The organism is Acidovorax bellezanensis, assembly GCF_025421555.1.
In the GTDB taxonomy this organism is placed as follows: domain Bacteria; phylum Pseudomonadota; class Gammaproteobacteria; order Burkholderiales; family Burkholderiaceae_C; genus Comamonas; species Comamonas bellezanensis.
On sequence record NZ_JAODYH010000004.1, the window covers coordinates 626,326 to 646,110 of the forward strand.

The 19,785-nt window shown below is 68.7% G+C and carries 14 protein-coding genes; 3 read left to right on the top strand and 11 right to left on the bottom strand.

Annotated features, from left to right (window positions below; genetic code table 11):
• Positions 1 to 9 precede the first annotated feature (9 nt).
• The 3 genes from N0K08_RS11095 to N0K08_RS11105 all read right to left on the bottom strand — a co-directional run bounded on the left by N0K08_RS11095 (position 10) and on the right by N0K08_RS11105 (position 4,124).
• Positions 10 to 1,740, bottom strand: a complete 1,731-nt coding sequence (locus N0K08_RS11095; protein ID WP_261500381.1) for an amidohydrolase — start codon at positions 1,738 to 1,740, stop codon at positions 10 to 12.
• Between the two features lie 312 nt (positions 1,741 to 2,052).
• Positions 2,053 to 3,456: a sensor histidine kinase gene (locus tag N0K08_RS11100; RefSeq protein WP_261500382.1), complete on the bottom strand. Its 1,404-nt coding sequence runs from the start codon at positions 3,454 to 3,456 to the stop codon at positions 2,053 to 2,055.
• Positions 3,456 to 4,124, bottom strand: a complete 669-nt coding sequence (locus N0K08_RS11105; RefSeq protein WP_261500383.1) for a response regulator — start codon at positions 4,122 to 4,124, stop codon at positions 3,456 to 3,458. The genes N0K08_RS11100 and N0K08_RS11105 overlap by 1 nt, the downstream gene beginning before the upstream one ends.
• A 279-nt stretch (positions 4,125 to 4,403) precedes the next feature.
• On the opposite strand from N0K08_RS11105, the gene gorA reads away from it, so the two are divergent.
• Positions 4,404 to 5,771: a glutathione-disulfide reductase gene (gene gorA, locus N0K08_RS11110; RefSeq protein ID WP_261500384.1), complete on the top strand. Its 1,368-nt coding sequence runs from the start codon at positions 4,404 to 4,406 to the stop codon at positions 5,769 to 5,771.
• Positions 5,772 to 5,794: 23 nt separating this feature from the next.
• On the opposite strand, the gene N0K08_RS11115 is transcribed toward gorA, so the two are convergent.
• The 7 genes from N0K08_RS11115 to N0K08_RS11145 all read right to left on the bottom strand — a co-directional run bounded on the left by N0K08_RS11115 (position 5,795) and on the right by N0K08_RS11145 (position 16,259).
• Positions 5,795 to 7,015 (bottom strand): CaiB/BaiF CoA transferase family protein, encoded by a 1,221-nt coding sequence (locus N0K08_RS11115; protein ID WP_261500385.1) that lies wholly within the window; start codon positions 7,013 to 7,015, stop codon positions 5,795 to 5,797.
• An 18-nt stretch (positions 7,016 to 7,033) separates the two neighbouring features.
• Positions 7,034 to 9,370 carry an acyl-CoA dehydrogenase family protein gene (locus N0K08_RS11120; protein WP_261500386.1) on the bottom strand — a complete coding sequence of 779 codons (2,337 nt, stop codon included), beginning with the start codon at positions 9,368 to 9,370 and terminating at the stop codon, positions 7,034 to 7,036.
• Positions 9,371 to 9,398: 28 nt separating this feature from the next.
• Positions 9,399 to 10,238 (bottom strand): enoyl-CoA hydratase/isomerase family protein, encoded by an 840-nt coding sequence (locus tag N0K08_RS11125; protein ID WP_261500387.1) that lies wholly within the window; start codon positions 10,236 to 10,238, stop codon positions 9,399 to 9,401.
• A gap of 21 nt (positions 10,239 to 10,259) precedes the next feature.
• Positions 10,260 to 11,270 (bottom strand): Bug family tripartite tricarboxylate transporter substrate binding protein, encoded by a 1,011-nt coding sequence (locus tag N0K08_RS11130; RefSeq protein WP_261500389.1) that lies wholly within the window; start codon positions 11,268 to 11,270, stop codon positions 10,260 to 10,262.
• Positions 11,271 to 11,371: 101 nt separating this feature from the next.
• On the bottom strand, positions 11,372 to 14,107 hold the full coding sequence (locus N0K08_RS11135; protein WP_261500390.1) for a LuxR C-terminal-related transcriptional regulator: 2,736 nt from the start codon (positions 14,105 to 14,107) through the stop codon (positions 11,372 to 11,374).
• 152 nt (positions 14,108 to 14,259) lie between these two features.
• Positions 14,260 to 15,030, bottom strand: coding sequence for a YggS family pyridoxal phosphate-dependent enzyme (locus tag N0K08_RS11140; protein ID WP_261500391.1), 771 nt, complete (start codon positions 15,028 to 15,030; stop codon positions 14,260 to 14,262).
• Positions 15,027 to 16,259, bottom strand: a complete 1,233-nt coding sequence (locus N0K08_RS11145; protein WP_261500392.1) for a benzoate/H(+) symporter BenE family transporter — start codon at positions 16,257 to 16,259, stop codon at positions 15,027 to 15,029. Before N0K08_RS11145 ends, N0K08_RS11140 begins: the two co-directional genes overlap by 4 nt.
• A 194-nt stretch (positions 16,260 to 16,453) precedes the next feature.
• On the opposite strand from N0K08_RS11145, the gene pdxR reads away from it, so the two are divergent.
• Positions 16,454 to 17,944: a MocR-like pyridoxine biosynthesis transcription factor PdxR gene (gene pdxR / locus N0K08_RS11150; protein ID WP_261500393.1), complete on the top strand. Its 1,491-nt coding sequence runs from the start codon at positions 16,454 to 16,456 to the stop codon at positions 17,942 to 17,944.
• Between the two features lie 6 nt (positions 17,945 to 17,950).
• Here the strand turns inward: pdxR and N0K08_RS11155 are convergent, their stop codons facing one another.
• On the bottom strand, positions 17,951 to 18,958 hold the full coding sequence (locus tag N0K08_RS11155; protein ID WP_261500394.1) for a GlxA family transcriptional regulator: 1,008 nt from the start codon (positions 18,956 to 18,958) through the stop codon (positions 17,951 to 17,953).
• A gap of 109 nt (positions 18,959 to 19,067) precedes the next feature.
• Here N0K08_RS11155 and N0K08_RS11160 point away from each other — a divergent pair, with 109 nt between their 5' ends.
• Positions 19,068 to 19,751 carry a TetR/AcrR family transcriptional regulator gene (locus N0K08_RS11160; RefSeq protein ID WP_261500395.1) on the top strand — a complete coding sequence of 228 codons (684 nt, stop codon included), beginning with the start codon at positions 19,068 to 19,070 and terminating at the stop codon, positions 19,749 to 19,751.
• Positions 19,752 to 19,785: the final 34 nt, after the last annotated feature.

The following is a 19,785-nucleotide window of genomic DNA, read 5'->3' on the forward strand; positions in this document are numbered from 1 at the left end:
AACGACTGGTCAGCGCGCGGCCCGGTAGACGGACTGGCCTTCGACGATGGTTTCCAGTACCTGGATGTCCTTGATGGCCATCGGGTCGACTTGGGCGATGTTGTCCGACAGGATCACCATGTCCGCGTACTTGCCGACTTCGATCGAGCCCCGCTCCTTGTCCTCGAAGTTCTGGTAGGCCGCGTTGAGCGTGGTCGCGCGCAGCGCATCGGCCACCGCAATGCGCTGGTCCGCGCCCAGCACCACGCCGCTGGTGGTCACGCGGTTCACGGCCGACCAGATCAGGCGCATGGGGTCCATGGGCACCACGGGGGCGTCGGTGTGGATGGTGTAGGGCAGGCGGCGCGCCTGGGCCGAACGTGCCGGGCTGATGCGGGAGGCGCGGTCCGTGCCGATGAAGATGTCGCGGTGGCGATCCCCCCAGTAATAGGTGTGCAGCACGAAGAAGGAAGGAATGGCTTCCAGGCGCTTGACTTCGTCCAACTGGTCTTCGCGCATCATCTGCGAGTGGATCAGCACCTGGCGCGCGTCCTTGCGTGGCGACGCTTCCTGCGCCTTGCGGTAGGCGTAGAGCACATCGTCGATGGCCGCATCGCCATTGGCGTGGATCATCATCTGGCGCCCGGACTGGTGCACCTTCAGCACCCGGTCCGCCAGTTCCTCACGCGTGAAGCGCGGAAAGCCGCGGTAATGCGCGTCGCCGTGGAAAGGCGAATGGTAGTGCTCGGCCAGATAGCCGGTATAGCCCTGGATGGAGCCGTCCGAGAACTCCTTGACGCCGCCGACCTTGATCTTGCCAGTGGTCAGCTTCACCTTGTCCACGGCTTCCATGGAATCGAAACCGCTCCAGGTCATCACGCGGATCGACAACTGGCCGTTCTTGACCGCGTCCTCAAGCATGTTCAGCACCACGGGCGTGGTCGCCGCGCCATGGTTGGCGGTCGTGACACCGTGCGCGGCATACCACTGGCCGGCCAGGCGTATGCCTTCGCGCTGCTGGGCGTCGGTCAGCGCCGGGCGGAACTTGGCGACCATGGTCAACGCCGTCTCTTCCAGCACGCCATCGGGTTCGCCCTGGGCGTTCTTGCGGATGACGCCGCCCGTGGGATTGGGCGTGCTGGCCGTGATGCCGGCCAGGGCCAGGGCCGCGCTGTTGGCCACGGCGAGGTGGCCGGAGACATGGGTCAGGTAGATCGGCTGGGTGGTGGAAATCTTGTCGAGGTCGGCGCGCGTGGGGTGGCGCTTTTCGGCCAGCAAGGTGTCGTCATAGCCCGAACCGCTGACCCATTCCTTGGGGCCGACCTTGCCCTGCTGGATCTTGAGCAAGCCCAGCAAATCGTCGATGTTGCGCACCGTGCCTATGGGCGGGCTGTTCAGGTCGGCCACGAAAGTGCCCGTGTTCCTGGCGACGGCGAAATGGCTGTGCGCGTCATAAATGCCGGGAATCATGGTCTTGCCCTGGAGGTCCACCACCTTGGTGTTCGCGCCTACGTAAGCAGCGACGGCATTGGATGGCCCCACGGCCAGGATTTTCCCGTCGCGGACGGCCACGGCCTGCACCGCGGTATTGTTCTTGTCCACGGTCAATACGTTGCCGTTGGTATAGACCAGTTGGGCCTCGACCGGGGGCGCCTGGCGGCCGGCGCAGGCGCTGAGCGCCAGGGCGGCCAGCAGCGTGAGGGCCCAAGGGCCGCGGCGAGGCGCGCGGGGCTGTTCTACCAACGAGTTGTCTGGATGCATTTGAAGTCTCTTGTCAGTTCAGTTCCCATGGCGGCCGGCATTCCGACCGGCCCGCCATGTGCAAACGGCAGCACATACGCCCATCCCAGGGATGTGCGAAGTACGTGGAGGTCAGGGAAAAGCCGCCGGCCCGAACTGGACGTTCGTTGGCATGCGCAGCAGGGCCGGTGTGCTGTCGCGGATGGCGTAGCGGTCCGTGGGGTGGATAGGCGCGAGCGCGCCGATGGTCAATCGCTTCGGTTGTAGCGAGTGCCAGCCCAGTGCGCCAAGGCTAAGACAAAGGCCGCAGATTGCGGCTCGGGCTTACCCGCATCAAGGCGTTCGTAGATCTACGCATGGCAGCACGATACTGGCCTGCAGGCCGCCCTCGCTTTGTGCCCGTCGCAGCACCAAACTGCCCTGGTGGCGCTTGGCAATCGCGCTGACGATGGCCAGGCCCAGGCCCGAGCCCGTCCCCTGGGAGTTGCTGGCCCGAAAGAAGCGCTGCATGGCCTGGGGCAGCTCGTCGGGCGGGATGCCCGGGCCGCTGTCGCTGACGCTCAGGCACGCGCCCTCCTCGCCGGCCTCCACCATCACGGTCACCCGCCCGCCCGCCGGCGTGTAGCGCAAGGCGTTGTCGAGCAGATTGGCCAGCGCTTCCTCGATCAGCGCGCGCTGGACCGGCAGCCACAGCGCCTGGGGCGGCGTTTCCAGGCCCAGGTCGATCTGCTGGCCGCGGGCCTGGGGCCAGAAACGCTTGGTCACGCCGCGCGCCAGCTCGGCCAGATCGACCTGCTGCGTGGCGAGGTCGCAGGTGTCGGCGCGCGCCAGGGCCAGCATCTGGTTGGTCTGGTGGATGGTGTGCTTGAGCTGCTCGCGCAGCGCGCCCAGGGCGGTCTGCACGGTGGGCAGGTCGGTGGCGCGCTGGGCGAACGACAGCTGGGTCAGCAGCGTGCTCAAGGGCGTGCGCAGCTGGTGCGAGGCATCGTCGACAAAGCGGCGCTGGCTGTCGAGCAGCTCGCGGTGGCGAAAAATATGCTGGTTCATGGCCTCGACCAGGGGCAGCACATCCTTGGGCACGCGGCTGGTGTCCATGGGCGAGAGGTCGTCGGGCGCGCGCGCGGCCACTTCCTGGCGCAGCTGGCGCAAGGGGCGCAGCGTCCAGGCCACGGCCGCCGCCGCCGCCGCCGCGGCCAGTGCGGCCAGCAGCACGTCGCGCGCCACCGCGCCCCAGATGAAGCGCCGGCTGAACTGGTCGCGCGAAGCAAAGGGCTCGGCGACCTGGATGATCAGGCGCGTGTCGCTGCTGTCGCCTATGGGCTGCGGCAGGGAGCGCAGGTAGGAGCCTATGCGCACCTGGGAGCCCGCGTACTCGACGGTGTCGAAATGCGGCTGGCGCTCCCGCAGCGGCTGCTCCGGCAAGGGCAGATCGGGGTTGCCGATCTCGACCAGGCCGTCCTGGGTGGCGACCCGGTAATAGACCTGGCCGCTGGCCGTGAGCTCGAAGAACTCGAACAGCACATAGGGCAGCTCCACCGCCAGGCCCCCGCTTTCGGTGGAGATGTTGGCGTCGATCGCCTTGATGGCACCGAGCAGCGAACGGTCGAAGGCGGCGTTGACGGCCTGGCGCGCCGTATGCCAGGTGAGCCAGACCTGCACCAGGCTGCCCACCATCACGCCGGCCAGCAGCACCGCGATCAGCATCCGCCGCAGGCTGACCCGGTGCAAGGCGTCCATCACGGCGCCACCTCAAGCACGTAGCCCAGCCCCCGCAAGGTGGAAATCTGCGTGCCGGTGTGCATCAGCCGCTTGCGCAGCCGGTGGATCAGCACTTCCACGGCTTCGGCGTGCACTTCGCTGTCGCCGGTGAACACCCGCTCCAGCAGATCGCGCTTGGTCAAGGGCTCGCCGCCCGCCTGGATCAGCGTCTTGAGCAGCGCATGCTCGCGCGCCGTCAGGCTGAACAGGGCCTGGCCCAGCTCGAAACGCTTGGTGCTGGCGTCGTACACCAGCTGGCCGCAGCTGTACTTGGTGATTTCGCGGCCCCTGGAGCGGCGAATCAAGGCCAGCAGACGCGCTTCGAGCTCCTCGACTTCGAACGGCTTGGCCAGGAAGTCATCGGCGCCGGCCCTGAGCGTGGCCACGCGCTCGGCCAGGGTGTCGCGGGCGGTGAGGATCAGAATGGGCACGGGATCCTCCTCCTGGCGCAGGCTCAGCAACACCTCTTCCCCGGCCAGGCCCGGCAGCCCCAGGTCGAGAATCAGGGCGTCATAGTGCGTGCTGCGCAAGGCGCGGCGCACCAGCCGGCCGTCGGCCACCCAGTCCACCTGAAAGCCGCTTTGGGCCAGGGTGCGCACCAGCCAGTCGGCCAGGGCCGATTCGTCTTCCGCCAGTAAAAGTCGCATGCCAATTTCCATCCAAACCGCCAGATCACGGCCCGCCATTGTCCACAGCGCGGGAAACCCGCAGACATGGCCGGCCGACCGCTTCACCGCCGAACGCATGGCGCAGGGGTGCGCGCTGCCCTGCCGCATCATCGACGATCCGGTCAGCGTTCCGCTGGGGCGGCACTGGCCCTGCATTTTTTAGCCGCTAAAAACCACCCCACTGATCGCCATCACGGACAATGCCTGCCCAGGGGCTTGTTCTGTGGCGAGCACTACCCGCATCAAAAAGGAATTTCCATGTCGAATCTGCATTGCGACCTGTTTGTCATCGGCGGCGGCAGCGCCGGCGTGCGCGCGGCGCGCATGGCCGCGCAAAAAGGCGCGCGCGTGGTGCTGGCGGAAGCAGGCGCGCTGGGCGGCACCTGTGTCAACGTCGGCTGCATTCCGAAAAAGCTCTACAGCTACGCCGCCCATTTCGCGGACGACTTTCGCGACGCCCAGGGCTTCGGCTGGCAGACCGGCGAAATCCGTTTCGACTGGGCCGTGTTGAAAGCCAACCGTGCCGCCGAGATCACACGGCTCAACGGCGTCTACGCCAACCTGCTGGCCAGCGCGGGCGTGCAAGTCGTTGCCGGCTGGGCGACGCTGCAGGATGCGAACACCGTCCAGGTGCGCACGGCCGCGGGCGTGGAGCACTTCACTGCACGCCACATTCTGGTCTGCCCCGGCGGGCAGCCCAGCGTGCCCTCGTTTCCGGGCAGCGAGCATGTCGTCACCTCGGACAGCATGTTCGACCTCGATCCGTTTCCGCGCCGCCTGCTGGTGGTCGGCGGCGGCTACATCGCCTGCGAGTTCGCGTCCATCTTCAACGGCCTGGGCGCGGCCGTCACCCAGCTCTACCGGGGCGAGCAGGTGCTGCGCGGCTTCGACGACGACGTGCGCCGCTTCACGGCCGATGAAATGCGCAAGCACGGAGTCGACCTGCGCACGCAAGCGGACGTGGCCTCCATCGCCAAGACGGCCAGCGGCCTGGTGGCGACGCTGACCGATGGCTCCCAGGTGGAGGCCGACACCATCCTGTATGCGACCGGCCGCGTGCCCAACACCCGCGACGTCGGGCTGGAAGCGGCCGGCGTCGCCCAGGGCCGCCACGGCGCCATCGTCGTCGATGCCCACTACCAGACTTCGGTGCCGTCGATCTATGCCGCGGGCGACGTGACCTCGCGCGTGCAGCTCACGCCCGTCGCCCTGGGCGAGGCCATGGTGATCGTCGACCGGCTGTTCGGCCAGGGACAGCGCGGCATGAGCTACGACTACATTCCCACGGCCGTGTTCACCCACCCGAACATCGGCACGGTCGGCTTCGGCGAGGCCGAGGCGCGCGAGCGCTTCGGCCAGATCACGGTGTTCCGCAGCGAGTTCAAGGCGCTCAAGCACACGCTCAGCGGCAGCAGCGAGCGCACGCTGGTGAAGCTCATCGTCGACACGGCCAGCGACCGCGTCGTGGGCCTGCACATGGTCGGCGCCGATGCCGGCGAAGTGGTCCAGGGTTTCGCCGTGGCCATGAAGGCCGGCGCGACCAAGGCCGTCTTCGACGCCACGATCGGCATCCACCCCACCGCCGCCGAGGAATTCGTCACCATGCGCGAGCCCGTGGGCCGCTGAACCGACGGGCGCCGCGCAGCGGATCAGATCACGCCCTCGGCGCGCAAGGCCGCGCAGCGCTGCGCATCCAGGCCCAGCCATTCGCCGTAGATCTCGTCGTTGTGCTCGCCCACATCGCCGCCGCTGCGGTAGACCGCGCCCGGGTCGTGGTGAAAGCGCGGCACCACGCCCTGGATGGGCACGCTGCCGAAATCACGGTCGGGCACGTCGCACAGAAAGCCGCGGGCCCGCACCTGCGGGTCTTCGACGATCTGGCGCGCGGAGTAAATCGGCGCCAGCGTGCCTTCGTGCTGCTCAAAACGCGCCAGCACATGGTCCAGATCATGTGCGGCGAACCACTGGCGGAACAGATTATTGAGCTCGGCCGTGTGCGTGCAGCGCTCGCGGTTGCTGGCGTAGCGCGCATCGGTGATCAAGTCCTCGCGGTCGATGGCCCGGCAATTGGCCGCGAACAGCGCATTGGTGCTGCCCGACAACGACACCCATTGCCCGTCGCGCGTGGGGTAGACGCCCGTGGGCGCCGCGTACTGGCTGGTGTTGCCCGAGCGCCCATGGGTCTCGCCCAGCAAGGCCTGCTTGATGGGCAGGAACTCCATCAGCTTGAGCATGGCTTCGGTCAGCGACAAGTCGATCTCTTCGCCCGGCGCGTCGGGCTCGCGCGCCCGCTTCCACAGCGCCGTCATCACGCCCAGCGCGCCGAACAGGCCGCCGATGGAATCGCCTATGGGGTAGCCGGAGTGCATGGGCTCGCCGTCGGCTTCGCCGGAGATGTAGGTCAGCCCGCCCATGGCTTCGAAGATGCGCGTGAAGCCCGGGCGGTCGCGGTAAGGCCCCGTCTGACCGAAAGCCGTGGCGCGCAGAATGACCAGGCGCGGCTGCAAGGCCCACAAGGTTTCGCGGTCCAGCCCCCAGCCGTCCAGCGTGCCCGGGCGGAAGTTCTCGATCAGCACGTCAAAGCGCGGCAGCAGCTGCTTGAACAGCGCCAGGCCTTCGGGCTTGCGCAGGTCCATCGAAATCAGCTTCTTGTTGCGGTTGGTGACTTTCCACCACAACGGCTTGCCGTCCTTGAACGGCGGGAAGCCGCGGCAGCTGTCACCGCTGCCGGGCAGCTCGATCTTGAGCACTTCGGCGCCATAGTCGGCCAGCATGGCGGCCGCCGACGGCGCGGCCACCACGGTGGCGATGTCGAGCACGCGCAGGCCGACCAGCGGGCCTTGGGCTGGGGAGGAATCGTTAGGGTGCACAAAGTCTCCTGGTCGCGCTCAAAGCGCCTGTTGACCGGCGGCGATGAAGCGCGCCAGTTGCTGCGTGCTGTCGCCCAGCAGCATGTCGTTGCTCACCAGCCGCTTGGCGTAGTGGCTCACGGCCGTCTCGTCCTGCAGGCCGATGGCGCCGTGCAGCTGCAAGCTGTCGAGGGCAATCGCCCGGCCCGCGCGGCCGGCCATCCACTTGGCGGCGGCGATGCGCTGGGCGCGTTCCGCCGGCGAAGCCGAAGGCCAACCCACGGCGGCTTCGCGCATCAGCGTGCGCGCATCGACCCAGCGGCGGAAGTGCTCGACCACGCGGTGCTGCAGCGCCTGGTAGTCGGCCAGGCTGCGGCCGAACTGCTTGCGCGTGCGCATGTATTCCACCGTGAGCGCCAGCGCGCGCCGCATCGCGCCCACGCTGTCGGCGCACAGCGCCAAGGTCGCCAGCGCCAGCGCTTCCTCGAGGATGGCGCCGGCCCGCTCGGGACCGGCGACCAGGGCCGAGGCCGGCAGCCACAGCGATTCGAAGCGGAAATCGGCGGCGCCGCGCCCATCGTGCAGCGTATAGCGGCGCGGAATCACGCCCGGCCAATCCACGCCGCAGTCGAACAGCGCCATGCCGCCGCCCTCCGGGCGCGCGCTGATGATCAGGCGCTGGGCACAGTCGCCGCCCAGGACCAGGCGCTTGGCTCCCACCAGGCGCCAGCCTTCGCCGTCGCGAAACGCCGTCGTCGCGAAGTCGCGGCTGCCCTCCTCGTGGGCCAAGGCCGTGCGCGCGCCCTCTTCCACCAGTGCGGTCAAGGCCGCGCCGCGGCCCGCGAAATCGCTGGCGTGCAGCAGCAGCTGGGTCGGCAGCCAGGCATTCCACAGCAGGGGCTCAACCACCAGGGACTCGCCCAAGGCCTCCATCACCGGCATCAGATCGATGGGCTGGCCGCCGAAGCCGCCGTCGCGCTCGGGCGCGAGCAGCCCGGTCAGGCCCATGTCGGCCAGCGCGGTCCAGACGCTATCGTCGAAGCTGTTTCGGGTGTCGATGATGGCGCGCCGCTGGTCGAAATCGTAGCGGTCGGCCAGCAAGCGGCGCAGCCCGTCGTCGAGCATGGCCTGCTGGTCGGACAGCCCGGCGACCATGGGCTGCTCCAGCTCGGTCTGGCCGGAAAAGATCGCCTTGGCGACGATGCCGCGCTGCACTTCCGACGTGCCGCCGCCCAGCGTGATGCCGCGGTAACGCCAGACATGCAGCGGCAGGTTGTTGACATGGCCCGCGGCCAGCGGCGATGCGCAGGGCGTGCCCAGGATGGCTTCGGGGTCGAAAGCCAGGGTCTGCGTGCCCAGCAGGTCCAGCTGCAACTGGTGCACGTCCTGCAGGACTTCATTGCCTTGCAGCTTGATCAGCGACGCTTCCAATGCAGGCTCCTGGCCGTCCTCCACCGCGCGTATGGTCGGCCACCAGGCGGCTTCCAGCGCGCGCGTGCGGATGTCGAGCTCGGCCAGGCGGCGCGCGTGGACGTCCTGCGCCAGCAGCGAGCCGCCGTCCGGCGCACTGCCCTGGGCCAGCGCCACGGTTTCCCGCAGCGCGGCCCGGCATTCGGCCACGCGGGCGACGAACAACCGCTCGGTCACCAGCAGGCCCTTGGCCACGGACCAGCCCGCGTGCTCCTGGCCCACCAGGTTCTCCACCGGCACGCGCACTTCGTCGAAGAACATCTGCACATGGAAAGTGGCGCCGTTGATGAAACGGATGGGCCGGATCGACACGCCGGGGGCCTTCAAGTCGATCAGCAGCACCGAAATGCCGTCCTGCTTGCGCGTGGCGCCGGCATCGCTGCGCACCAGCACCAGCGCCCAGTCCGCCCAATGGCCGTAGCTTTGCCAGATCTTGGTGCCGCTGACCACGAAATGATCGCCTTCACGGCGTGCGACGGTGCGCAGCGAGGCCAGGTCCGAGCCGGCATCGGGTTCGGAATAGCCCTGGGCCCAATAGTCCTCGAACGACAGCATGCGCGGCAGAAAACGGCTTTTCTGCTCTGGCGTGCCGTGGCGCATGATGGTCGGGCCTATGGTGTCTATGCCGAGGTTTTCATAGCGCGGCGCGGGGCAGGCCGCCATTTCCTCGCGAAAAATCGCCTGCTGCACCAGCGACCAGCCCGTGCCGCCGTGTTCGACGGGCCAGCCGGCCGCGGCCCAGCCGCGCTCATGCAGGATGCGCTGCCAGCGCATGGCCTGGTCGCGCGTGACCAGGCAATGGGATTGCACCGAGCGCCGGATGTCCTCGGGCACGGCGGTTTGCAGGAAGGCGCGCACTTCGCAGCGGAAGGCGTCGAGATCGGCGGTGGAGGAGAAATGCGACATGGCGTGGCTCGGTGAAGAAGTGGGCGGATCAGCGGGGGACCGTCAGCTGGTCCCAGTCGTAGCTGCTGGGCTGGCCGGCGGCGAACTGCGCCACGGCCTGGGCGTGGTAAGGCGTCTGCATGGCGACGGCCTGGGCATAGGCCTCGAGCGAGCACATGGTGGCGTAGTCGGTCTCGAAGCTCTTGTTGAGCAGGTTCTTGGTCATGGCCGCGGCTTCGCGCGGCCCTGCGCTGAGCCGCTGCGCAAAGGCCTGGGCCTCTGACAGCAGCAGTTCCGGCGCATGCACGGCGTGCACGAAGCCGATCTGCCGCGCCTCCTCGGCGCCTATGCGCCGCGCCGTGAGCATCACTTCCTTGGCCCGGGCCAGACCGATCAGCCGCGGCAAGGTGTAGAGCGCGCCGTAATCCGGCACGGCGCCCACGCGCGCGAAGGACATGCAAAACGCCGCGCGGCTCGAGGCCAGCACGAAATCCGCCTGCAACGCCAGTCCGAAGCCCGCGCCATAGGCCGCGCCGTCCACGGCGGCGATCACCGGCAGATCGAGCTCGCGCAAGGCCGCCAGCCAGCGGTGCGAGTCTTCGAGCCGGCGGCGCGTGGCGTCGGGCGAATTGAGTTCGGGGTCGGCGCTTTGCATGCGCTCGTTCATGCCCTTGACGTCGCCGCCCGCGCAAAAGCTGCCGCCCGAGCCGGTGATGACCAGCGCCCGGATAGCGCGGTCGGCGCGCACCTGGTCGATCATGCGGGCGTAGTCCGCGCGCAGCAGCATGGACATGGCATTGCGCGACGCCGGCCGCTGGTGAGAGAACGTGGCCACCGGGCCGTCGATCTGCAGTTGGGATTCTCCGAATTCCAGGGTCTGGACTGTCATGGGATACTCCTTGATCGGTGCTCAGTTCTTGAAGGAAAGGTTCATTTCGCGGGCCAGGCGCGCGACCTGTTCGCGCTGCTGCTGGAAATAGGCCAGCGCCTGCTCGCTGCTGCTGCCCGCGATCTCTATGCCCGCGGCCAGCATCGCTTTCTTCACCTCGGGGTTCTTGAGCACTTCGTTGACGTGGCGGTTGAGCAGTGCCACCACGGGCGCCGGCGTGCCCGCGGGGGCGAGCAGCATGAACCAGGGCGTCATGCCGTCGAGCTTGCGCGTGAGCCCCTGCTCGCCGCTGGTGGGAATCGACGGCACCAGGACCGAGCGCTCGGGCTCGGTCACGGCCAGCAGCCGCAGCTTGCCGGCTTCGACCAGCGGGCGCACGGCCTGGTATTCGAGGATGGCGAAATCCACTTCGCCGCCCGCCACCGCCACGGCCGTTGGCGCATTGCCCTTGTAGGCCACTTCCACCGCCTGGATGCCCAGGGACTTGACCAGCGTCAGCGCGGCCAGGTGCGGATTGCTGCCGTTGCCCCCCTGGCCGTAACTCATCTTGCCGTTGTGGGCCTTGGCGTAGGCCACGAACTCCTGGACGTTGTGCACCGGCAGGCTGGCGCGCACAGCGAGAAACGAGGGCGCGCGCCCCAGCAGGGTGATGGGCACGAAGTCCTTGCCGGCCACAAAGGGGAAGCTGTCGAACATCAGCGGAAAGCTGGTCGTCACGGCATTGGCCACGCCCAAGGTGTAGCCGTCGGCCGGCGCCTTGCTCATCGACTCCATGCCGATGCGCGTGGCCGCACCTGGCTTGTTCTCGATGACGAAAGGCTGGCCCAGGCGCTCGCCGAGCTTTTGCGCCACCAGGCGCGCCAGCGTGTCGGTGCTCGCGCCCGCCTGCAGGCCCACCACCATGCGCACGGAACGCTCGGGGTAGTCGGCGTGGGCGAGCCATGCGGCCGTGCCCAGCGCAAGCAGCAAAGTCACGCGGCGGGCGAAGCGCACGGCCCGCAGGCGCAGCGTTGATCCGGGTCGAAAGTCCATGGCGATGTCTCCAGTGAAGCTGTTCACAGCATGCGGAAATCATCGCCCCCCGCCCTCCCCACGCCCCCCCTCCTGAGGGGTGGGCTAGGGTAACTCCCGGCTCAGCCCAGGTCGCGCAGGCGCTCCACCACTTCGTCGCGCCCACCCAGACCCAGCTTGCTGTAGCAGTTCTTGAGGTGCCACTTCACGGTGTCCAGCGACAGGCCCAGCACGCGCGCGATCTTCTTGTTGGGCATGGCCTGCAGCAGCAGTTGCACGATTTCGGCTTCACGCGGACTCAGCGAGGCAAACGCTTTCTCGCGCGCCGCCCTCTGCTGACTGGCGCCCGGCGGCTCGGCCTGGGCCGGCTGGGTACGCGCGGCAAACGCCAGCCGCTCGGCATAAAAGCGCAGCACGGGGTCGTCGTCCAGGCCGTCGGCGGCTTCCTGGATCAGCAGCGCTGCATCGGCGTGCGCGTCGAGCAAAGTGCGTATCAGCCCCAGGCGATTGCCCAGACGCAGGGCCTCGCGCACATGGGCTTGCGCGGCGTCGGCCTGGCCCAGTCGCCGCGCTATGGCGGCGGCCAGCATGCGCAGGTAGGGAATCCGGCGCACGCGGCCGCGCTCGCGGCACAGGGCCTCCAGCGTCTGCACCCGCTGCAGCGCCCCCGCCCAGTCACCAGCGTGCATGGCCTGCTGAATGCGCGCGCGCTCGGCGGCCACATGGATTTCGCTCAAGGTCCCGATGGCGCTGCCGCGGTGGCGCGCATCGAGGGCATCGAGCTGGGCCATGTGTGCGCGCGCGGCCTCGGGGGCATTGCGCATCAGGTGGATCTTCACCTGCTCCATCAAGCTGTAGGCCAGCAGGCGATCGAGGCCCATGCGCTCGGCATAGGCCTGGGCCTGCTCGAAACAGGCCAGCGACGCCAGCGGGCGAGCGGCCAAGCCGTGCGCGCGCCCCATCACCAGCATCACGCGCATCACGGTGTCGGGAATCGACACCCGCTGCAGCACCTCCAGGCGCTGCTCCAGCAGCCGCACGGCGCCAGCCACGTCGTTGAGCTCGTACAGCACTTCGGCCAGCAGGCCCACGGCCAGACAGCCGGCATCGATGCAGCCGCTGCCGCGCCGGTCGGCCTCGAACAGCACGTCACGGTAAATGCGTTCGGCCTGGATCATCTGGCCCTCGACCGCATGCGTCAAACCCACCAGACAGCGCCCGGCCAGCACACCGAAGGGCGTGCCGTACAAGGGCTGGCCCTGCAGATTGGTCGGCACCTCGCCGAGCTGCACCAGGCGCGCTTTCTCATAGTCGCCACGGTAGAGATAAATCCAGGTCAGCAGATTGCGCCGGCCGGTCAGCGCCATCACGTCGGCCCCGGGCGGCTCCTCCTGCAGCAGCGGCAGGATCGCCACTGCCGCGGCGCTGTCATCGCATTGCACGGCGTGCAGCCCGCGCAGCAGCGTGAGCCGAAAGCGCTCGGCCGGCGAAGCATCGACCAGATCGCGCTGCAATTGCGCCAGGCTCAAGGCGCCTTCCTCCAGGCGCCGCTCGTACACCTGCACCCAGGCCATCCACAGCCGCAGGCTGTTGCGCTCACGCACCAAGGCATCCGGCAACTGGCGCACCAGCCCCACCAGGCGCCGCAGCTCCCCCTGCTCGAACATTTCGGTCGCGGCGGCCTGCACCATCCGCGCGGCCGCGTCCTGCGCACCGGCCTGCAAGGCGTGGTGGACGGCATCGTGCACCATGGACCTTGCGGCAAACCAGTGCCAGGCCAGCGCATGCAGGCGGCGGCGCTCATCCGACGGCAAGGCCTCGACATCGGCTTGCAGCACGTCGCGCAGCAGGGGATGCAGTCGCCACCAGTCCTGGTCATAGCGCTGGCCCGCGGGCAGCAGGAACACGCCCTGGCTTTGCAGCCGGGCCAACCGCTGCCCAGGGCTGTCCGCCAGCGCCTCGCACAGCCCGGCATTGAAGTGCTCCGGCAGCGCGCAGCGCACCAGCCACTGCCTGTCCGCGCGGGACAGCCGGGCCAGCACTTCCCGCTCGAAATAAGGCGCCAGAATGCGCGCGTCGCGCAACTGCTGCGCGCTGGCGCCGGCCTGGCGCACATGCAGGCACAGCAGCTGCAAGCCCGCGGCCCAGCCCTCGCTCAACGCATGCAGGCAGCGCACGCTTTCGTCGTCGCACGCGGGCAGCAGGCTTTGCACCCACTCGGCCGACTCCTCGGGCGTGAAGCGCAGCGCCTCGAAGTCCAGCGTGAACAACTGCTCCTGCGCCCGCAGCCGCGCCAGCGACAGCGCCAAGGGCGTGCGTGCCGCGAAAACGCAGTGCATATTGGGCGGCCCGTGGTCCAGCAGCAGCTGCAGCGCGGCCAGGATGCGGGCATCGCGCAGATGGTGGGCACCGTCGAAGACCAGCGTGACGTCGTTGGGCCGCTGCGCGATGCCGCGCAGCAAGGCGATGGCCAGGCGCTCCAGTGCCCCGTCGTCCTCCCGCAGCGACAAGGCCTGGGCCAGTTCGGGGCCGAGCTGCGACAGGGCATCGAGCAGCACCGCCGAGAAAGCCGCCACTGCATCGTCGCCCGCGCCCAGGTCCAGCCAGACCACGTCGGACGCACCGGCCATGAGTTCGCGCCGCCAGGCGCTCAGCAAATGGGTCTTGCCGCTGCCCGCCGGCCCCTCGATCACGATGCAGCGGCTGTGCCGCGCCTGTTTGAGCTGCTCCAGCAGGCGCGGGCGCCAACGCGCCTCGGCGTTCGGCACGCGCGGCGAAACCGCGCTCGCGCGCGGGTGACGGCCGCTGGAAATCACAGGGGTATCGGAAAGCTTGTCTCGCACCAAACCATTGTGCATCAGCGCGCGCGGGCACCTCAACCAAGCGCTCGGGCGTGCACCCGCCGCCGGCCAGGCCCGGCGGGGGAAAAGCAGCGGCGCATGGTCAACTACGTGCACGGGGGGGCATGGTCGTGGCGGAGCAAGCGAAGTGAATGCATGGAAAAGGAGGGTCAGCCAACGCCCGTGGACGCGGCGCCGGGCCAGTAATGGCTGTCGGGCAAGGCGCGGGCACCGTAGATCGCCTGGCCCACGCGCACCACGGTCGCGCCTTCCTCGATGGCGATCTCGAAGTCGCCGGACATGCCCATGGACAGGCCGCCCAGATCCACGCCCGCGGGGGCGCCCGGGCGCAGTTGGTCGCGCAGCGTGCGCAGCCCGATGAAGCACTGGCGCACGCGCGCGGTATCGGTGGACAGCAGGGCCAGCGTCATCAGCCCGCGCACCCGCAATGCGGGATAGGCCGGCATGGCCGCCAGAAAGGCCTGCACGTCCCGCGGCGCCAGGCCGTACTTGCTCGCTTCGCCCGAAGTGTTGACCTGAACGAAGACATCCAGCGACCGGCCCTCGGCCTGCAAGCGCTGCTGCAGGGCCGCGGCCAGGCGCAGGCTGTCAAGGGCCTGGAACTCGGTCGCGAAGCGCGCCACCCATTTCGCCTTGTTGCTCTGCAGATGGCCTATGACCGACCAGCGCAGGTCCGGCAGATCGGCCATGGCCTGCCATTTGCGGTGGGCTTCCTGGACCTTGTTCTCGCCCAGCTGGCGGCAACCCGCGGCATACGACAGGCGGATATGTGCTTCGTCCACGGTCTTGCTCACCGGCAGCAGACGCACGCCGGCGGGATCACGCCCCACGCGCTCGCAGGCCGCGTGGATGCGCGCCTGCACGGCGGCCAGATGGCGGCGAAAGTCTTCCACGCTGGTGGCCTGGGGATAGGACATCATGGAACCTTTGCAGGGAAATGCGCGGACCCGGCCGGCGCGCGGCGCGGCCAGCGGCCGTTGAGCACGGCATGGGCCAGCAGGCCTATCACCAGCCCCCAGAAAGCGCCGCCGATGCCCAACAGCTGGATGTTGGCGGCCGCGGCCAGGAACGTGATCAAGGCCGCTTCGCGTGTGCGGGGCTCGGCCAGGGCGCTGGCCAGGCTGGCGCCAATGGTGCCCAGCAGGGCCAGGCCGGCCAGCGTGGTGATGAAGGTCGCCGGAAAGGCCATGAAGGCGGCGGCCAGCGTGACGCCAAAGACGCCGACCAGAATGTAGAAAACGCCTGCGGCCACGCCCGCGATCCAGCGTCTGGACGGCAATTCATGCGCCTCCTTGCCGGTGCAGATCGCCGCCGTGATGGCCGCGATGTTGAAAGCGTGCGAGCCCAACGGCGCCATCAGCAGCGAGCCCAGGCCGGTGATGGTGACGATGGGGTTGGCGCTGGTGCGAAAACCGTCGTTGCGCAGCACCAGCATGCCCGGCATGTACTGCCCGGTGAGCGTGATCAGGAACAGCGGCAGGGCCACGCTCAGCAAGGCATTGAGCGAAAAGACCGGCGTCGTCCATACGGGCGCCGCGAGCTTCAGCGTCAGCCCCGACAGATCGACCCGCCCCTGCAGCAGCAGGAAGCCCAGGCCCAGCAGCAGGATGCCGACCACGGCGTAGCGCGCCGTGAAGCGCTTGAACACCACATAGGCCACGATCAGCAGGCCGGCCAGCGTCGGATCGACGCTCAGGCCGCCGAACGCGCCCATGCCGAACTGCAGCAAGATGCCGGCCAGCAGGCCGGCCGCCACGCCTGCCGGTACCCGGCGTATGACGCTCTCGAAGCCGCCCGACAGGCCCAGCAGCACAAAACCCAGGGCCGAAATCAGGTAGGCGCCCACGGCCTCGGCATAGGGCACCGTGGCCAGCGCCGTGACCAGAAAGGCCGCGGCCGGCGTGGACCAGGCCGTGATGATGGGCTCGCGCGACATCCAGCTGAGATAAATGCCGGTGATGCCCACGCCTATGGAGACGGACCAGACCCAGGACGCCGTGAGCTCGGGGGACAGCCCCGCGACCTTGGCGGCCTGCAGGACCAGGATGAACGTACCGCCGTAGTTGACGATGACGGAAATCAGGCCGGCGACGATGGGGTGGAGGAAATCGCGGGCCCGCAGGGACGATGGTGAAGCGCAGGATGGCATGGTGCTGGGGGATCTCCCCTGAAAGACAAGCGGCCGTCGACGACGGGAATACCGATTTATAGCCCTGCAGCGGACTGTTCCATCAGTACGCTTTTCAACAACAAGACAGACCACTTTGCGTACCCGTTCCCGCTTCACTGCCTACAATGGCCTGCTTCATAACCTCCTATCACCGGTTACCGGGCAGACCACCTTTGAAACCGACGTTCGAGCTCGACACGCTGAAGATGCGGCTGCACAGCGCCGCGCTGCAAGGCCTGGACCTGCACCAGCGCATCCAGCGCGCGCTGCGCGCCCTGATCCTGGAAGCGGCCCTGGCGCCTGGCATGAAGCTGCCCGCCTCCCGCGCGCTGGCCCAATCGCTGGGCGTGGCCCGCGACACCGTGGAGAACGCCTATGTGCAGCTGCACCGCGACGGCTTCATCGTGCGCCGCGGCGGATCGGGCAGCTATGTCTCGCCCACGCTGGGCACGCCCTTGCGCGGCGCGGCGCACAGACCCCAGGTCGCCGCGCCCCTGCCCGGCCCGGCCGGCCAAGGCCTGAGCCGGCGGGGCCAGGCCATTTTCGACAGCGGCGGCGTGGCGGACCAGCAAAGCATCCGCGCCTTTGCCACCGGCCTGCCCGAAACCCGCGTCTTCCCCAGCGATGTCTGGGCCCGCCTGCAGCGCCAGGTGCTCAAGGCGCATCGCGGCCAGGTCCTGCTGCACGGCGATCCCCAGGGCGTCGCACCCTTGCGCGAAGCAATTGCCGCCTACCTGAACCTGGAGCGCGGCGCCAAGGTCACGGCCGATCAAATCCTGGTGCTCAGCAGCACGCGCCAGGCGCTGTTCCTCAGCGCGCAGTTGCTGGCCGACGCCGGCCAGCCCATCTTGCTGGAGAACCCCGGCTACTTCGGCGCCAGGAAAGCCTTCGAAGCGGCCGAAGCGCGGGTCCTGCCCATCGCCGTCGATGAGCAAGGCATTCGCTGCGACCTGCTGCGTGCCGACCGCAGCGGCGCCGCCTGCGTCTACGTGACGCCCTCCCACCAATACCCCACGGGCGCCACGCTGTCGCTGGAGCGCCGGCTGGACCTGATCCGCTGGGCGGCGGAAAACGGCAAATGGATTCTGGAAGACGACTACGACAGCGAGTTCCACTACGACGGCCTGCCCACCGCCTGCGTCCAGGGCCTGGACTCCCACCAGCGCACGCTCTACATCGGCACCTTCGGCAAGACCCTCTACCCGGGCCTGAGAATGGGCTACATGGCCCTGCCCCCGTCGCTGGTCGCGGCCTTCACCCATGCGCGCAGCATCATGGACGGGCACACGCCGCAAATCCAGCAGCTGACGCTGGCCCGCTTCATGGAAGGCGGCCACTACAACGCCCATGTGCGCAATATGCGCAAACTCTATGCCAGCCGCCAGGACGCGATGCTGGCCGCCATCGAGCGCCACCTGCACGGCATCGTCACGGCCGTGCGGCCCGCGGGCGGCATGCAGATTCCCTGCTTTCTGGCGCCGGGCTGGTCGGAAGAAAAAACCATTCGCCAGGCCGCGGCCGTGGGCGTGCAACTGCCCGGGCTCAGCCGGCTCTACCAGGGTGAGCAGCCGCGGCAAGGCTGGCTGCTGGGCTACGCCAGCCTGACGGCCCATGAAATCGACATCGCGATGGCGCGGCTGGCCGCTGCCCTGCGGGAAAAGTAGCCGGCCTCAGGCCCGGTCGCGCAGCAAGGGCGGGCTCTTGGAAGGACTGCTGCGGTCCGCGCCGGGGCTCAGGCCGTATTGCTGGCGGTAGGCGCGCGAGAAATGGGCCAGGGATTCGAAGCCCACGGCCACCGCGGCTTCGGTGACGCTGATGGAGCTGTGGCGCAGCAGGCTGCGCGCATGCTCCAGGCGCAGTCGCCGGTGGTAGCGGCTCGGGCCTTCGCCCACCATTTGCGCAAACAGGCGCAGCAGCTGGCGCGTCGACAGGCCCACATGCTCGGCGAGCTCGGGCACGTCGATCGCGCGCTCGGGCGTGCTTTCCAGAAAGCGCAAGGCGCTGGCCAGGGCCGGGTGGTGGATGCGGCTGCGCGTGGTCAGCTCCATGCGCTGGGCCAGGTCGCCGGGGCGGATGCGCTCATGCAGGCAGTGCTCGGCGACCCGGTTGGCGAGTTCCAGGCCATGGTCTATGGCCACGGCGCTGAGCATCATGTCGATGGCCGCCGTGCCGCCCGCGCAGGTCAGGCGCCGGGCGTCGATTTCAAACAGGGTCTGCGCCACCACCACCTTGGGAAAGCGTTCACGGAATGCTTCGACCACCTCCCAGTGCACGGTCGCGCGCCGGCCGTCGAGCAGGCCGGCGCGTGCGAGCAAGAAGCCCGCCGTGTCCAGCGCACCGAGGGTCGCGCCCCGGGCCTGCGCCTGGTGCAGCCAGCGGCGCAGCTCCCGCGAGTAGTAGCGCTCGGGCTGGATGTCCGCGCACAGGATCACGCTGCCGTAGGTCTGGCCATCGTGGATGGAGCCCTGGGGCTGGATCGAGATGCCGTTGTCATCGGTGACCGCTGCGCCGTCCAGGGACAGCAGAGTCCAGGCATAGGGCGTGCGCAGATAGCGGTTGGCGATGCGCAGCGGCTCCATCGCCGAGGCCAGCGCCATCATCGCAAACTGCGGAAACAGCACGAAAGCGATAGGGCCGGGCAACAGGGCTGGGACGGAGGATGGCGTGAGAGAGGACATGCAGTCGCGGTAGGCAGGCAGTGGCGCCAATCGTCAAATTATCGGCACAAAACGCATGCTCCGCTGCGAGCTCAACGCGGCGCGGCCGTGCGATACTGCCGGCGATCCTATGCCCAGCCCGACCTCCCCCCCATTGCCCGACGACACCCGCGGCCGCATCCTCGCGGTGGCGACCGCGGCCTTTGCCGCGCGCGGCATAGAAAACGTCTCGATGCGGGAGTTGACGGCCATGGCCGGCGCCAATGTGGCGGCCGTCAACTACCACTTCGGCAGCAAGGAAGGCTTGGCCGAAGCCATCTTCGATGCACTCGCTCCGCGGCTCAATGCCATGCGCCTGCAGGAGCTCGACGGCCTGCTGCAGCGCGCCGCCGAACACCAGCTGCGGCCCGAAGTGGCCGACATCGTGGCCAGTTTCGCGCGGCCTTACTTCGATCCCGCGCACGCGCAGGAAGGCTGCCTGCTGGCCCAGCTGGTGCTCAAGCACCGATTGGCGCCCACGGCCATGACGCAGCGCATCATCGCCCGCCACTTCGATCCCTTGGCACGCGAGTACATACGCGCCTTCGCCCGCGCCTGCCCGGACGTGGCGGCCGACGAATGGCCCTGGCGCTACATGTTCATGGCCGGCGCCGTGGTGCTGGCGGCCACCGACGGCCACAAGACCAACCGCATCGCCAGCCTGACCGAAGGCCGGCTCGACGGCGCCGACCCCGCGGCGCTGCTGGCCGCGCTGAGCCGCTTCGTCGAAGGCGGGATGCGCTACGCGGCGCCTGCGCGGCCCCACAGCGCCTAGCGGGTATCCCCTGATTCGTGGTCGCGCGGCAGGC